Source organism: Prauserella marina (assembly GCF_002240355.1).
GTDB classification, from domain to species: domain Bacteria; phylum Actinomycetota; class Actinomycetes; order Mycobacteriales; family Pseudonocardiaceae; genus Prauserella_A; species Prauserella_A marina.
In genome coordinates this window covers 4,181,897-4,196,662 of sequence record NZ_CP016353.1, presented here as the reverse complement: position 1 = coordinate 4,196,662, position 14,766 = coordinate 4,181,897, and the positions used below count along the sequence as shown (strand labels likewise).

Here is a 14,766-nt window from a genome sequence, read left to right as displayed (position 1 = left end):
TAGGGGCCGCACAGTGCTCGGGCCGACCAGTGCGGGGAGACAAGCGATGACGTACGGCGGGTATTACGGAGGCGAGCAGCCGCCTCCGCCAGGGCGCGGACGCCCGCCACGCGGTCCGAGACGGCATCAGGGCGCGCAGATGCTGCCGATCCCCGGCAGCGACCAGGCACGACAGCGGCCACCGAGGCAGCAACACCAGCCGACGAGGGTGGCTCCGGCGTTCGACCGGCCACCTCCCCAGCAGCCCCCTGGGCACGGCGACGGGATGCCACCCGAGCGCCCGCGCAAGCGGCGGCGCTGGTCGTTCGGTAAGGTCGCGATGGCCTTGCTGCTGGTGTTCGTGCTCGCGATCGCGATCGTGTGGCTCTACCTCGAATTCTCGATCAACCGGATCGACGCCCTGCACGACTACGAGGGCAGGCCTGCCGCCGCGGCGGGCACCAACTGGCTGATCGTCGGCTCCGACTCGCGGGAAGGGCTCGACGCCGAGCAACAGGCGACGCTGGCCACCGGCGACACGGGCGGTAAGCGCACGGACACGATCATGGTCGCGCACCTGCCCGACAACGACACCAAGCCGACGCTCGTGAGCTTGCCGCGTGACCTGCAAGTCGAGATTCCCGGCTATGGCACCAACAAGATCAACGCCGCGTTCTCCTTCGGCGGCGCGCCGCTGCTCGCACAGACGATCGAGCAGAACACCGGCCTGCGGATCGATCACTACGCCGAGATCGGGTTCGGCGGGTTCGCGAGCATGGTCGACGCCATGGGCGGGGTGGAAATGGACATCCCCGAGGAGATGAGCGACCCGATGACGAACATCGTCATCCCCGCGGGCAAGCAGAAACTGGACGGCGCGCAGGCGCTCGGCTTCGTCAGGATGCGGTACAGCTCGGCCACCCCGCGTTCCGACCTCGACCGGGTCGCCAATCAGCGCATGTTCATCGGCGCCATGGTGAGCCAGATGTCGAGCCCATCGACGTTGCTCAACCCGTTCGACCTGTTTCCGCTGCTTTCGGCCGCTCCCGACGCGCTCACCATGGACGAGGGCGACCACCTGCACAATTTGGTGGCTTTCGCGTGGGCCATGCGCGGTATCTCCGATGGTGGCGTGGTGACCACGACGGTTCCGGTCACCTCGGGTTCGGCGGAGCAGTGGGACGAGGCCAAGGCCGAACAGCTCTTCGAAGCGCTCCGCAACGACACTCCGGTCCCCGACAGCGTCATCTACAACTGAGCACCGGTGTCGCGCGTCATCACCTGGCGCGCAACACCTCCAGCGCCTTGTCGGCGTGCACGCTCATCCGCAGTTCGCTCTTGATCACCGCGAGCACCGTGCGGTCGGTGTCGATGACGAACGTGTGCCGCCGGGTCAGCATCGGGCCGAACTTGCGGCGCACGTCGAAGCCGGAGGCGACGGCCCCGTCGGGATCCGACAGCAGCGGGAAGTCGAAGTCGTGTTTGTCGGAGAACTGGCGCTGCTTGTCGACGGGGTCGGGGCTGATGCCGATCCGCTGCGCGCCCGCCGCCGTGAACTCCGAGGCGAGATCGCGGAACTGGCAGCTTTCCGCCGTGCACCCGGCCGTCATGGCCGCCGGGTAGAAGAACAGCACGACCGGGCCCTTCTCCAGAAATTCCGACAGCGACCGGTCGTTGCCCCGCTCGTCGGGCAACGTGAAGTCCGGCGCGAGTTCTCCCTGCTTCATGTGGCGATCCTACGTCGCGCGTGAAGAGCGGATGAGCTCCGTGATCCCGGAGCCGCCCGCCGCGTTCCCGAACAGATCGCCCCTTCCCGCGACGATGCCCAGTTCCCGCAGCCGGTCGGCGTGTTCGGCGGTGAGCACGCCCTCGGCGCCGATCCTGGTGATACCCAGTTCGCCTGCCCGCTCCAGTAACGCGCCGAGATGCTTGCGGGCACCTTCGGCCTGCTCGCCCTCACCGGCGAGCGCTTCGACGTGCGGGCCGGAGAGGATGACGAACCCGACCGGCAACTTGTGGGTGTTGACGAGTTCGAGGTCGGCTCCGCCTGCCACGGCCAGCGCGATCTTCACGTCGAGTTCGGCGAGCACCGTGATGGTTTCCAGTACTTCGCCACGAGGGTCGACGAGTGCGGCGCTGTCGGTGCAGATGCGCAGCTTCTTCGGGGGCAGCCCGGTGCGTTTCAGTTCGTCCCTGACGATGCCGACCAGATTGGGGTCGATCGCGAGCCGCGTCGGCAGCCGCACGCACAGGTCGGGTGCCGAGGGGAACTCGGCCTGCCACCTGGCGGCGTCCGACATCGCCTTGGTGAGCAGCCAGCGGCCGAGTCCGAGCGTCATACCGGTGGTGTCGGCGAGCGGATAGAATTCCTCGCCGCTCAGCATGCCGTGCTCGGGATGGTTCCACCGCAGACCGGCGTTGACGACGGCGATCTCGTTGCTGCCGTCGAGTTTGACCGTCGGCTGGTACTCCAGTTCGAACTCGCCGTTCTCCAGCGCGCCCCCGATCACGGCGCCGATGCCGTAACGACGGCGGTCGCGAGTGTCGAGGCCCGCTTCGAACAGCATCCACTGCGCGCGCCCGCTTTCCTTGGCGCGGTGCAGCGTGATCTCCGCGGCCCTGTGCAGGTCTTCCTGGGTCGTACCGCCGTTGGCCGCCTGGACGACGATGCCGACGCTGACACTCACGCCGATGCCCTTGCCGTCGACGTAGCAGGGCTCGGCCAGTTCGGTCATGGTCTCCTCGACGAGGTCGACCACGTCCGCGCTGGTGAGGTCGCCGCGCATCAGCACCGCGAACCCGTCTCCGGAAAGTCGCGCCACGAACGCGCCCGATGGGGCGAACACGTCGGCCAGCCTTCCGGCGACGTGCCGCAGCACCTGGTCGCCCGCGCCGGGACCGAGCCCGTCGTTGATGACCTTGAAACCGTCGACGTCGAAGTAGACGAGCGCGATCTGGTCGTCGTCCGGCTGGGCGAGGCTGGTTTCGAGTTTGTTGACGAAGCTGCTCTTGTTGGGAAGGCCAGTGAGCGGATCCTGCACGTTCTGCCTGCGCAGTGCGTCTCTGAGCAGGCTGAGTTCGCTCACGTCCTCGACGATGAGGATGGGGTGCAGCGCCTCGCCGCTGTTGCCGGGAAGACCGGCGATCGTCACGTATGTCCTCAGTGGACCGTCAAGGGCGTGTTCGAGGTCGAGTTGTTCGCGTTGCCTCGTGGTTCCGGTCGCTCGCAGTTCGGCGAAGCCGGTGTGCAGTGCGGTGGTGTCCTTCGGGGTCGCCCCCAGCGTGCCGATGTCGGTTCCGGCGAGGTCGTCGATCGTGTGCCCCAGCAGTTTCGTGAACGCGGGATTGACGTCGAGCACCCGGCCGTCCTGGTCGACGAGGGCCACCCCGAAGGGGGACGCCGAATAGAGGGTTGCCAGCCGCAGTTCCGCCGCGTCCTTGGCCGCCACCGCGGCGGCGCGGGCTTCCTCGGCGACCGCGAGCAAAGCCCGCTCCAGTTCGGCGGCCGGAACCGGTACGCCGTTGTCACCGGTGAGCTGGGCAGCCCATCGGCCTGCGATCGCGGCCATTCCTGGTGTGGCACCAGGTTCCGACACCCTGCACCTCTCCGCCAAAAACAGGTGAAGGCCAGCCCGCTGCCCGTGCGGGGCTCCACCTGCCCGCGCCGGGCCCGAGATGGCCAGAGCCCTGCAACAGCATCACGCAGGGCTACGAGTGTCTACCGGCTGTCCGAGTGGTTCTGTTCCAAGTCGAGGTCACGCTGTGTGATCAAGTGCCTTGAGTTGGATGGGAAGGCCGTCAACGGGCACCGGTAGCGAGACGTAGTCCCAGCGGACCTCGTAGTCCTCTGCAACGCTCCACCGGTAGCGCCGCAACATCTCGTGCAGCAAAGCTTTCACCTCGTAGGTGCCGAAGTGCAGCCCGATGCATTTGTGCGCTCCGCCGCCGAACGGTATCCACGCGTAGCGGTGCCCCTTGTCCTCCCTGCGCTCCTCGGAGAAGCGGCCGGGGTCGAAGGTGTGCGGGTCGGTCCAGTACCGCTCGTCGAAGTGGTTGCCGGTCGGCGTCACGCCCACCAGCGTTCCCTCGGGGATGTAGTGCCCGAGTATCTCGGTGTCCTCGACGGCCTTGCGGGAGAAACTGGGTACCGGAGGGACGAGCCGCAGTGCTTCCTTGATCACCAGGTCGAGCGTGTGCAGAGTGCCGAGCGCCGCCATGTCGGGGAGGTCTTCGCCGAGCGCGAGCGATTCCGCGCGCGCCCTTTCCTGCCATTCCGGGTGTTTCGCGAGGTAGTAACAGACGGCGGTGCTGGTGATGGTCGACGTGTCGTGCGCGGCCATCATCAGGAAGATCATGTGGTTGATCACGTCGTCGTCGGTGAAGCGCTCGCCGTCCTCGGTCGTCGCGTGGCACAGCGCCGAGAACAGGTCGCTCTCGTCTCCTTCTCGCTTCGCGGGCAGGTGCCGTGCGAAATACCGTTCGAGGGTCGCCCGGCCCTGGATGCCTGCCTGCCAGCGTCCTCCTGGGACGGGATAGCGCACGACCGCGGTCGCCGCGCGCACGCACGCCACGAAAGCCCTGTTGATCCGCTGGGCGTCCGGTCCGCTCGGCATGCCCATGAACACCCTGGTCGCGACATCGAGGGTGAGCTGCTTCAGCAGCCAGTACAGGCGGGGTCTTCCCGGATGGTGCTCCCACGCCGCGATGCCGTCGCGCAGCGCGGGCCCCTGCTGCGCGATGTAGCCGGCGAGCCGGTCCTTCGTGAACGCTTCCTGCATGATCCGCCGGTGCGTGTGGTGCTCGCCGAAGTCCAGCAGCATGAGCCCTCGGTTGAAGAACTTCTCGATGAAGAACTTCCAGCCCTCCTGCGAGAACGCCTTGTCCTTGTTGACAAGTACGGCCTGGGTCGCCTCCGGTCCGGTGACGGTGACGATCCGCCTTCCGAACGCGCCCGACCACCACACCGGCCCGTACTGCTCGTATCTGCGGAGTCCGTAGGCCGCGCCGTAGCGCATCATCGTGAGCGTGTGCCCGATGAGCGGCGGTCCGGCGTCGCCGAGTACCGGCTGCAGCCCGCTGCCCTCGGGGGGAGCCGCCAGTTCGCGTACCGGCCAGCGCTGGGCGAGTATGCGCTCGTCCACCGCGCCCGGCAGTGGCAGGGCGGTGAGCGGGGGCAGTTTCTCGCGCAGTGTTCCCGTCATCCTGTCGACGACTGTCACCATGGCGACCATCTCCTCGCGGACTGCTCGCGGCTCCCCCCCACGGTCCCGTGTTATTGGCGGCCTGACAAGAGTGAATTCGGATGAAGGTCAGCGCGAGGGGGTCCCGCTCGCCGACCCCACGCGGAACTGCCTGAGGTCGACCGAGGCCGTGCGGCGCCGGTACTCGTGGGTGCGGCCGGGCCAGTTGGCGACGACCCTGCCGTAGGAATTGCGATACCAGCTCCGGCAGCGCGTCCACACCGAGCGTTCGAGTCTGCCCTGGATCTCCTCGTCCCAGCGCTGCTCCGCGTCCTCTCGGACATCGAGGTACCGCGAGGGGTGTGCCGCCAGCAGCCGGACCGCGTCCCTCACGTAGCGCGCCTGGCTCTCCAGCATGTAGATGACGGAACCGCCGCCGAGGTTCGTGTTCGGCCCGTACATCAGGAACATGCCGGGAAAACCGGGGACCGTGATGCCAAGATGCGCTCGCGCGCCTTCCTGCCAGGTCTCGGCGAGCGAACGACCGTCGAGACCGCGCACGTCGATGGGGGACATCAGGTCGCCCGCCGCGAAGCCGGTGCCATAGATGATCACGTCGGCTTCGTGGTGCCGGCCGTTCGCGTCCCGGACACCGTTGCCAGTCACCGCGACGATCTCGTCGGTGACCAGGTCTACATTGGACTTCGCGATCGCGGGGAGGTAGTCGTTGCTGAACAGCACCCGCTTGCAGCCGAGCGCGTAGTCCGGAGTGAGTTTGTCACGCAACGCGGGGTCGGCGACGGCCTCGCGCAGGTGCTTCTCCGTCTGCCGCTGAAAAAGCGGCGTCAGGAATTGCCATTTCGAAAGGCATTGCTGCGCGAACTCCGCGTACAACCAGAACCCGAGCCGGTCGAGAGTCCGTGCCAGCGGAACGGCTCTGAGTGCCCTGTGGTGCCAGGCGGTGTAGCCGTGGTCGCGTTTGGGCAGCAGGTAGGGCGCCGACCGCTGGAACACGGTGAGCGTCTTGGCCTGCCGCTGGATTCGCGGCACGAACTGGACGGCGCTCGCGCCGGTACCGATCACCGCGATCCTGGCGCCGGTCAGATCGAGATCGTGCCGCCATTCCGCCGAGTGAAACGAGTCGCCGCGAAAAGTATCCATTCCCGGAATGTCCGGGAAAGCAGGTCGTGACAGCTGACCGGTGGCCGGGACGAACACCCTCCCGGTGAATCCGTCGCCGGTGGCCGTGCGGATCAGCCACGTCGCGGTGGAGCCGTCGAATTCGGCGCTGGTGACTTCGGTGCCGAACCGGATCCGGTCGAACACACCGTATTTGCGCGCGGTGCGGCGCAGGTAGGCGTGGATGTCGGGCTGGGATGCGTAGCGGCGCGGCCAGGCCGGATTGTGTTCGAACGAGAACGAATACAACGGGGAAGGCACATCGCAGCCAGCTCCGGGATAGGTGTTCTCGCGCCACACCCCGCCGAGGTCCGAGGCGCGTTCCAGTATCACGATGTCGGTGAACCCCGACCTGCTCAGCTCGATGGCCGCAGCGATGCCGCCGAAACCCGCGCCGACGATCACGGCGTCGGCGGAGTGGTGTGGAGTGGCGCTCATGCCGGAAGACTAGGACTTCGCCCACCGCGCGTTCCAGGACCGGCGAGGACAACAAGTTGATACTTTCGGACACATGGTGACGACGACCGGCTGGGACTTCCCTCGCGCGGCGACGAGTGTCGCGCTGCTCGTCGAGTTCGCCGAGGGGCACGGCATACCGGCCGAGACGGTACTGGACGGGACCGGTCTCGGCGCGGACGTCATCGCTGCTCCGGCACGGCCGGGAGAGGCTCCCGCACAGGTCGAAGCGCACCAGGAGCTGGCCGTCGTCCGCAACATTCTGCGCCGTGGGGGAGACCCCGCGCGGCTCGGTCTCGCCGCGGGCAGGCTGTACCACGCGACTTCCTACGGCATCTGGGGCTACGCGGTGACCAGTAGTCGCACGGTCGGCGAGGCCATCGCGCTCGCGCTGCGCTACATCGAGCTGACCTATGTGTTCTGCGTTCCCGAGCTGCGTACCGACGGCGAGGCCGTCCACCTCGACTGCCTCGATGCCGGAGTCCCTTACGACGTCAAAGATTTTCTGCTGGCAAGGGATCTCGCCGCGATCGTCACGCTGATGCGCGAACAGATCGGCCTGCCGGAACACATCGGGGAAGTGCGAGTCCGGCTGCCGCGCCCCGCCGACACCACCGCGTTTCACGAGGTGCTCGGTACCGTTCCCGAGTTCGGCGCCGAGCTCACGGGAGTGAGTTTCCCTTCGCGGTTGCTGGAAACGCCGATGCCGCAGGCGAACGCGCACACCGCCGCGATGTGCGAGGACGAGTGCCGTCGGCTCGTTGCCGCGCGCCGTCGCCGCCGGGGAGTCGCGGGCCAGGTACGGGACGCGCTGCTGAGCGCGGGCGGACTGAGCAGGGACATGGAGAGCGTCGCGGCGGGGCTCTCGATGACGGGGCGCACGCTGCGCCGCAGGCTCGCCGCGGAGGGGACGAGCTTCCGGGCGCTGCTCGACGAGGTCCGCGAGAGCATGGCCGAGGAATTGCTGACCGCGCAGGCGCTTTCCGTCGAGCAGGTCGCCCGCCGCCTCGGCTACGGCGAGGCGGCGGCCTTCATCCACGCCTTCACCCGCTGGAAGGGGATCCCGCCACGCGAGTTCAGTCGCCGAACTGGAGCGCGACGTCGCGAAGGTGCGCGCTGAACAGCGGTTTCCTGCCGGCAAGAAAGCCGAGTGGGCCAGCGGGATTGATGTGCCAGCTCGCAGAGGCGGGTGCCGGTTTCCCGCTCGACCTGACCGGTGTGACGAGCGGAAGTCCGTTCCTGCCCTGGGCGATCGCGAACCGGTGCGGCGGCGCGAACGGCAATCCTCGCCGGGGAGCGAAGGCCGCGGTCGCGATCCAGTCCTCCGCCGTGCTCGCCACCGCGGTGAAGTGCCCGCCGGTCGTGAAGTCGAGCGAGGCAAGTCCCTTGGGGATCGCCCACAGCTGCCTGCCGCCGGCGAGCGACACCTCACTGTCCACCCAGATGCCGGTGATGGACACCGTCGGCCGCCGGCCACTCAGCCCGCTGTGTCGATTGTGGACGACCACGGCGGCGAGCAGTTCGTGATAGGCGAGCTGACCGGGAGGCTGGTAGTCGATCCAGGCCGTGAACACGAAGGCCGTGCCCTTGACGGTCAGTGCGGTGATCCCGGCAGGCAGCTCGGGCAGCTCGCCGGAGGGCAGCGCCCACGCCGAGAGATAGCCCTGCGCGTGCAGGTTCCACGGCGAGGGTGGGTAAACCGGGGTGGGAGACGTGGTCATGTTTCCTTCCATGGGAGGAAATCGGGCTGGTCGGTACTGGCGCGCAGCTGAAACCGTGGTGGGCGTTTCTGGAGGAACGACAGGACGCCCTCGACCGCGTCAGGGTTCTTCGCGATGCTGGCGATGAGCCGCGAATCCACCTCGTGTACGGGAAAGGGCGAATCGAGGTTCGACATCCGGTAGAGTAACTGCCTGGTGACCGCGACCGACACCGGCGCCGTTCCGGAAGCCAGGTCGGCCGCCAGTTCGTAGGCCGCGCCGAGTAGTTCCTCAGGCTCGTGGACGCTGTGCACGAGCCCCGCCGCGAGTGCTTCGTCCACACCGAACACTCGTCCGCTGATCATCCAGTCCATGGCCTTGCCCAGCCCGACGAGTTTGGGCAGGAACCACGCCGAAGCGCCTTCGGGGTAGATCCCGCGGCGGACGAACACGAAGCCGAACCGCGCGTTGCTCGCCGCGAGCCGGTAGTCGGCAGGCAGTGTGATGGTGAGCCCTCCGCCGATGGACGCGCCCTGAATCGCGGCGATCACCGGCTTGTTCATCAGGAAGACGCGTCGTGAGCACCGCCCGGCCGGTTCCTGCCAGTGCGGGTCGGGGCCCGCTTCGGCGTCGAAGTCGAACCCGCCGCCGGAAAGGTCGGCGCCGACGGAGAAGTCGGTTCCCTCCGCCGCGAGCACGACCACCCTGACGTCGTCGTCGGCGTCCGCGCGGTCGAAGGCGGCGGCCAGTTCGTCGGCCATGCGGATCGTGTAGCCGTTGCGGGCCTTCGGCCGGTTGAGCGTGATCGTCGCGATGCGATCGGCGACGGCGTAGGTGATCTCCGCGTAGTCGCCGGTCGGACCGGTGCTGTGTGCGCTGTCCATGCTGGCCTCCCTGCCGGGGTCGCTACACGGTAGAAGACACGCCAGCTTGTTGACAACTGGACAACAGGAAAAACAATCAGGCGTGCTTGATTTTTCGGATGGCCGGTGCCAGGCTGCGACGACAGGCTCAAGGAGGTGCTGACATGGCTGATCTCGACGCGATCCTCGGCGATCTCGACGCCGAAAGCCAGGAGGTCGACGCCATGGTCGCCGGGCTGCCGGACGCGGCATGGGCGACCGCGACCCCGGCTGACGGCTGGACCGTCGCCCACCAGATCGCCCACCTCGCCTGGACCGACGAGAAGGCGTTGATCTCGGCTACCACGCCCGGCGAATTCGGTGAGGAACTCAAACGTGCGCTGCTCGCGGGTGAGCGCTACGTCGACGAGGGAGCGGCTGAGCACGCCGGTGACCCTCCGGGGGCACTGCTGGCGAGGTGGCGAGAACGCCGTGACCAACTGCGCGGGGCGCTGGCCGCGTTCCCCGCCGGCGAGAAATTGCCCTGGTACGGCCCTGCCATGAGCCCGGCATCCATGGCAACCGCCCGCATGATGGAAACCTGGGCACACGGCCAGGACATCGCCGACGCGCTGGGCCTCGACCGGCGCCAGAGCGCCCGGCTGTGGCACATCGCCCGCTTCGGCGTGCGCACAAGGGACTTCGCCTTCCAGCTGCACTCGCTGGCTCCGCCTGCCGAACCGTTCCGGGTCGAGCTGACCGCGCCCGACGGCGACACCTGGACCTTCGGCCCCGGCGACGCGACCCAACGCGTCACCGGAAGCGCGACCGGCTTCTGCCACATCGTCACCCAGCGCAGGCATCCCGGCGACACCGACGTCGAAGCCGAAGGCGCCGACGCGCGGGAATGGCTGCGTATCGCGCAGGCGTTCGCGGGCCAGCCAGGGCAGGGCAGGCGCGAGGGCCAGTTCGCGTGACGGCCCGCGAGGCACCGATCAGGATCGGCAACGCGTCGGGGTTCTACGGCGACCGCTTCTCGGCGATGCGCGACATGCTTACCGGCGGCCCGCTCGACGTGCTCACCGGCGACTACCTCGCCGAGCTGACCATGCTCATCCTCGGCCGTGACCGGCTCAAGGATCCCTCGCTCGGCTACGCGAAAACCTTCCTGCGCCAGCTGGAAGAGGGACTGGGACTGGCGAAGGACAACGGCGTCAAGATCGTCAGCAACGCGGGCGGACTCAACCCGGCCGGTCTGGCCGCCCGGATCCGGGAACTCGCCGACCGGCTCGGCATCGACGTCACCGTCGCCCACGTCGAGGGCGACGACCTGCTGCCGAGGGCAGCCGAACTGGGGCTCGGCAGCCCGCTCACCGCGAACGCCTACCTCGGCGCGTGGGGCATCGCGGAATGCCTCACCGAGGGCGCCGACGTCGTCGTCACCGGCAGGGTCACCGACGCCTCGGTCATCGTCGGTCCAGCCGCCGCGCACTTCGGCTGGTCCCGCGACGATTACGACGCGCTGGCGGGGGCAGTCGCCGCGGGGCACGTCATCGAGTGTGGCGCGCAGGCCACCGGCGGCAACTACGCGTTTTTCACCGAGCACGCCATCGGCACGCCGGGATTCCCGATCGCCGAGATCAGCGCCGACGGCTCCAGCGTCATCACCAAACACCCCGGCACCGGCGGTGTCGTCGATGTCGGCACCGTGACTGCCCAGCTGCTGTACGAGATCGGCGGCGCCCGGTACGCGGGGCCCGATGTCACAGCCAGGTTCGACACCATCCAGCTCCAGCAGGACGGCGAAAACAGGGTGCGGCTCAGCGGTGTCCGAGGTGAACCGCCACCACCCACGCTGAAAGTGTGCCGCAACGCGCTCGGTGGTTTCCGTAACGAGGTGACCTTCGTCCTCACCGGACTCGACATCGAGGACAAAGCCCGGCTCGTCCGCGAACAGCTCACCGGTGCGCTCGCCGCGAAGCCGCCGTCCGAGGTGCGCTGGACGCTCGCCCGCACCGACCACGCCGACGCCGACACCCAGGAAACCGCGAGCGCGTTCCTGCGCTGCGCGGTCAAGGACGCCGAAGCCGACGTAGTGGGCCGCGCGTTCAGCGGAGCGGCCATCGAGCTGGCGCTTGCCAGCATCCCCGGCTTTCACGTCACAGCGCCGCCGGGCAAAGCCGCTCCCTACGGGGTCTATACCGAGGCGTACGTCGACGCGGGCGAGGTCGGGCACGTCGCCGTACTCGCCGACGGCACCACGACGGCCATCGAACCGGCAAGGGACACCACGCGGCTGAGCCCGCTACCCGAGCCCGAGCTACCGCCCGCGTTGCCGGATGGGCCGCGCCGCAAGGTCGCGCTCGGCACGATCGCGGGCGCGCGTAGCGGAGACAAAGGCGGCAACGCCAACATCGGGGTCTGGGTGCGCTCGCCTGACGAATGGCGCTGGCTCGCCACCACGCTCACCGTCGGCGAGCTACGACGGCTGCTGCCCGAAACGGACGGCCTCACCGTGCATCGGCACATGCTGCCGAACCTGTTCGCCCTCAACTTCGTCGTCGAGGGCCTGCTCGGCGAAGGCGTTGCCGCGCAAGCACGATTCGACCCGCAGGCGAAGGCGGTTGGCGAGTGGCTGCGTGCCCGCCACATCGACATCCCGGAGGTGCTGCTGTGACCGGCCCGCTCGCCACCGCGGAACGCGCCGCGCTCAGGGAGACGGCAAGGCGGTTCACCGAGACCGAGATCCTTCCTCACCTCGCCCAGTGGGAAAGCGACGGCGAACTGCCTCGCGAACTGCACCGCAAGGCAGGGGAGCTGGGACTGCTCGGCGCGGCCTTCCCCGAACAGGCCGGAGGGGGCGGCGGGGACTTCCTCGACGCGCTCACCGTGACCGAGGAGATCCACTACGCGGGAGGCTCGGGCGGACTGGTCGCCTCGCTGTTCACCTGCGGCATCGCCGTACCGCACCTGGTCGAAGCCGGGGTGGAGCAACAACTCGCCACCTGGGTGCGGCCCACTCTCGAAGGCAGGCTCATCGGCGCGCTCGCCATCACCGAGCCCGACGGTGGGTCCGACGTCGCGTCCGTGCGCACGACCGCGCGCCGCGACGGCGACCACTACCTCGTCAACGGCGCGAAGACCTTCATCACGTCGGGGTGCAGAGCGGACTTCGTCACCACCGCCGTGCGGACAGGCGAGCAGGGCGCGCACGGGCTTTCGCTGCTTGTCGTCGAGCGTGGCACACCGGGATTCACCGTCACCCGCGCACTGAGCAAAATGGGCTGGCACTGTTCCGACACCGCTGAGCTGTCCTATGTGGATGTACGAGTTCCGGTTGAGAACCTGATCGGCGCGGAGAACAGTGGCTTCGCCCAGATCGCGACCCAGTTCGTCGCGGAGCGGCTTTCACTTGCGGTGCAGGCATACGCCACCGCCCAGCGTGCACTGGACCTGACCGTCGAATGGTGCAGGCTCAGGGAAACCTTCGGCAGACCGCTGATCTCCCGGCAGCTCGTCCAGCACAAGCTGACCGACATGGCTCGCAAGATCGACGTCGCGCGCACCTACACCCGGCACATCGCCCAGCGGCACGTCGAGGGGGACGAGGTCGTCGCCGAAGCCTGCTTCGCCAAGAACACCGCCGTCGAAGCGGGCGAGTGGGTCGCGAACGAAGCCGTCCAGTTACACGGTGGACTCGGTTACCTGACCGGGACCGAGGTCGAACGCCACTACCGGGACATGCGCATTCTCGGCATCGGCGGCGGAACCAACGAGATCCTCGCCGGTCTGGCCGCGAAACGATTGGGGTACACCTCGTGACAACGCTGCGGTCCACACTGGACACCGAAGGTGAGGAGTTCGCCGCCTACCGGGACGCCATGCTCGGCAAACTCGCCGAACTCGACACCGAACAGGCCAAGGCGCTCGCCGGTGGCGGGGAGAAGTACGTGAACCGGCACCGCGAGCGCGGCAAGCTGCTGGTGAGAGAACGCATCGAACTGCTACTCGACGAGGACGCGCCGTTTCTCGAACTGTCCCCGCTCGCCGGCTGGGGCAGTGACTTCCAGGTGGGGGCAAGCGTCGTCACCGGCATCGGCGTCGTCGAAGGCGTCGAGTGCATGATCATCGGCAACGATCCCACCGTGCGTGGCGGAGCCAGCAACCCGTGGACGACCCGCAAGGTTTTCCGTGCTTCCGACATCGCCATGGAGAACCGGCTCCCCGTCATCAACCTCGTCGAATCCGGCGGCGCCGACCTGCCGACCCAGAAGGAGATCTTCATCCCCGGCGGGCGGCTTTTCCGTGACCTGACCAAATTGTCGGCGGCCGGTATCCCCACCATCGCGCTGGTCTTCGGCAACTCGACGGCCGGCGGAGCCTACGTTCCCGGCATGTCCGACTACGTCGTGATGATCGAGGAACAGTCCAAAGTGTTCCTCGGCGGACCACCGCTGGTCAAGATGGCAACCGGCGAGGAATCCGACGACGAATCCCTCGGTGGCGCCTCGATGCACGCGCGTACCTCCGGGCTGGCCGACTACCTCGCCGTCGACGAACGGGACGCCATCCGGCTCGGAAGGCGCATCGTGCACCGCCTCAACCGGCGCAAGCACGGTCCCGCGCCCGGATCCGTCACCGAGCCCCGCTACGACGAAGAGGAGCTTCTCGGCATCGTCCCGGAAGGACTCAAGGTGCCGTTCGATCCCCGTGACGTGCTCGCCAGGGTCGTCGACGGTTCCGAGTTCGACGAGTTCAAACCGCTCTACGGCAACAGCCTCGTCACCGGATGGGCGAGGGTCCACGGATATCCGGTCGGTGTTCTCGCCAACGCGCAAGGTGTTCTGTTCAGCGAGGAATCACACAAGGCCGCGCAGTTCATCCAGCTCGCGAACCAGACCGACACGCCGCTGCTTTTCTTGCACAACACCACCGGCTACATGGTGGGAAAGGACTACGAACAGGGCGGCATCATCAAACATGGCGCGATGATGATCAACGCCGTCTCCAACAGCAAGGTCCCGCACATCTCGCTGCTCATCGGCGCTTCCTACGGTGCGGGTCATTACGGAATGTGCGGGAGAGCCTACGATCCCCGGTTCCTTTTCGCGTGGCCGAGCGCCAAGTCGGCCGTCATGGGACCCCAGCAGCTCGCCGGTGTGCTGTCCATCGTGATGCGAGCCGCCGCCGAGAGCAGGGGACAGACCTACGACGAGGACGGCGACGCCGCCATGAAGGCCGCCGTCGAAGCACAGGTGGAGGCCGAATCACTGCCCATGTTCCTGTCGGGGCGACTGTACGACGACGGTGTCATCGACCCAAGGGACACCAGGACCGTCCTCGGCCTGTGTCTTTCCGTCATCCACACCAATCCTGTCCGAGGTGCCCGGTTCGACGGCACCGGCTTCGGCGTCTTCCGGATGTGAGCCC

The 14,766-nt window shown here is 67.8% G+C and carries 12 protein-coding genes; 6 read left to right on the top strand and 6 right to left on the bottom strand.

All coding sequences use genetic code 11. The annotated features are described in order from the left end of the window. The first annotated feature begins 46 nt into the window (after nucleotides 1-46). A complete protein-coding gene (locus BAY61_RS19675) occupies nucleotides 47-1,237 on the top strand; it encodes an LCP family protein (RefSeq protein ID WP_091808182.1) in 1,191 nt (396 codons plus the stop codon). 19 nt (nucleotides 1,238-1,256) lie between these two features. On the opposite strand, the gene BAY61_RS19670 is transcribed toward BAY61_RS19675, so the two are convergent. From BAY61_RS19670 to BAY61_RS19655, 4 genes are all read right to left on the bottom strand, one after another. Further along, nucleotides 1,257-1,706, bottom strand: a complete 450-nt coding sequence (locus BAY61_RS19670) for a peroxiredoxin (RefSeq protein ID WP_091808184.1) — start codon at nucleotides 1,704-1,706, stop codon at nucleotides 1,257-1,259. A 9-nt stretch (nucleotides 1,707-1,715) separates the two neighbouring features. After that, nucleotides 1,716-3,575, bottom strand: coding sequence for a diguanylate cyclase domain-containing protein (locus BAY61_RS19665; RefSeq protein ID WP_091808186.1), 1,860 nt, complete (start codon nucleotides 3,573-3,575; stop codon nucleotides 1,716-1,718). Between the two features lie 159 nt (nucleotides 3,576-3,734). Beyond that, a complete protein-coding gene (locus BAY61_RS19660; RefSeq protein ID WP_091808512.1) occupies nucleotides 3,735-5,201 on the bottom strand; it encodes a cytochrome P450 in 1,467 nt (488 codons plus the stop codon). An 87-nt stretch (nucleotides 5,202-5,288) separates the two neighbouring features. Then, nucleotides 5,289-6,776 carry a flavin-containing monooxygenase gene (locus BAY61_RS19655; protein ID WP_091808188.1) on the bottom strand — a complete coding sequence of 496 codons (1,488 nt, stop codon included), beginning with the start codon at nucleotides 6,774-6,776 and terminating at the stop codon, nucleotides 5,289-5,291. Nucleotides 6,777-6,849: 73 nt separating this feature from the next. Between BAY61_RS19655 and BAY61_RS19650 the strand changes: the two genes are divergently transcribed. Further along, nucleotides 6,850-7,914, top strand: a complete 1,065-nt coding sequence (locus tag BAY61_RS19650) for an AraC family transcriptional regulator (RefSeq protein WP_091808190.1) — start codon at nucleotides 6,850-6,852, stop codon at nucleotides 7,912-7,914. Here the strand turns inward: BAY61_RS19650 and BAY61_RS19645 are convergent. Beyond that, the gene (locus BAY61_RS19645; protein WP_091808192.1) at nucleotides 7,871-8,515 is read right to left on the bottom strand and encodes an acetoacetate decarboxylase family protein; all 645 of its coding nucleotides are present in this window, start codon (nucleotides 8,513-8,515) and stop codon (nucleotides 7,871-7,873) included. The genes BAY61_RS19650 and BAY61_RS19645 overlap by 44 nt on opposite strands. Then, nucleotides 8,512-9,378 carry an enoyl-CoA hydratase-related protein gene (locus tag BAY61_RS19640; protein WP_091808193.1) on the bottom strand — a complete coding sequence of 289 codons (867 nt, stop codon included), beginning with the start codon at nucleotides 9,376-9,378 and terminating at the stop codon, nucleotides 8,512-8,514. The genes BAY61_RS19645 and BAY61_RS19640 overlap by 4 nt, the downstream gene beginning before the upstream one ends. A 143-nt stretch (nucleotides 9,379-9,521) precedes the next feature. Here BAY61_RS19640 and BAY61_RS19635 point away from each other — a divergent pair, with 143 nt between their 5' ends. The 4 genes from BAY61_RS19635 (at nucleotide 9,522) to BAY61_RS19620 (ending at nucleotide 14,762) form a co-directional block, all read left to right on the top strand. Next, on the top strand, nucleotides 9,522-10,313 hold the full coding sequence (locus BAY61_RS19635; protein ID WP_091808195.1) for a TIGR03084 family metal-binding protein: 792 nt from the start codon (nucleotides 9,522-9,524) through the stop codon (nucleotides 10,311-10,313). A 65-nt stretch (nucleotides 10,314-10,378) separates the two neighbouring features. Then, a complete protein-coding gene (locus BAY61_RS19630; RefSeq protein WP_245866240.1) occupies nucleotides 10,379-12,013 on the top strand; it encodes an acyclic terpene utilization AtuA family protein in 1,635 nt (544 codons plus the stop codon). Then, entirely contained in the window at nucleotides 12,010-13,158 is a 1,149-nt protein-coding gene (locus BAY61_RS19625; protein ID WP_091808199.1) for an acyl-CoA dehydrogenase family protein, read from the top strand. Before BAY61_RS19630 ends, BAY61_RS19625 begins: the two co-directional genes overlap by 4 nt. Further along, on the top strand, nucleotides 13,155-14,762 hold the full coding sequence (locus BAY61_RS19620; protein WP_091808201.1) for an acyl-CoA carboxylase subunit beta: 1,608 nt from the start codon (nucleotides 13,155-13,157) through the stop codon (nucleotides 14,760-14,762). Before BAY61_RS19625 ends, BAY61_RS19620 begins: the two co-directional genes overlap by 4 nt. Nucleotides 14,763-14,766 lie beyond the last annotated feature (4 nt).

Coding starts and splice junctions, on each gene's coding strand:
- BAY61_RS19645 (WP_091808192.1), bottom strand. CDS start 8,515: ATGACCACGTCTCCCACCCCGGTTTACCCACCCTCGCCGTGGAACCTG.
- BAY61_RS19630 (WP_245866240.1), top strand. CDS start 10,379: ATGCGCGACATGCTTACCGGCGGCCCGCTCGACGTGCTCACCGGCGAC.
- BAY61_RS19660 (WP_091808512.1), bottom strand. CDS start 5,201: ATGGTGACAGTCGTCGACAGGATGACGGGAACACTGCGCGAGAAACTG.
- BAY61_RS19655 (WP_091808188.1), bottom strand. CDS start 6,776: ATGAGCGCCACTCCACACCACTCCGCCGACGCCGTGATCGTCGGCGCG.
- BAY61_RS19670 (WP_091808184.1), bottom strand. CDS start 1,706: ATGAAGCAGGGAGAACTCGCGCCGGACTTCACGTTGCCCGACGAGCGG.
- BAY61_RS19635 (WP_091808195.1), top strand. CDS start 9,522: ATGGCTGATCTCGACGCGATCCTCGGCGATCTCGACGCCGAAAGCCAG.
- BAY61_RS19640 (WP_091808193.1), bottom strand. CDS start 9,378: ATGGACAGCGCACACAGCACCGGTCCGACCGGCGACTACGCGGAGATC.
- BAY61_RS19650 (WP_091808190.1), top strand. CDS start 6,850: ATGGTGACGACGACCGGCTGGGACTTCCCTCGCGCGGCGACGAGTGTC.
- BAY61_RS19675 (WP_091808182.1), top strand. CDS start 47: ATGACGTACGGCGGGTATTACGGAGGCGAGCAGCCGCCTCCGCCAGGG.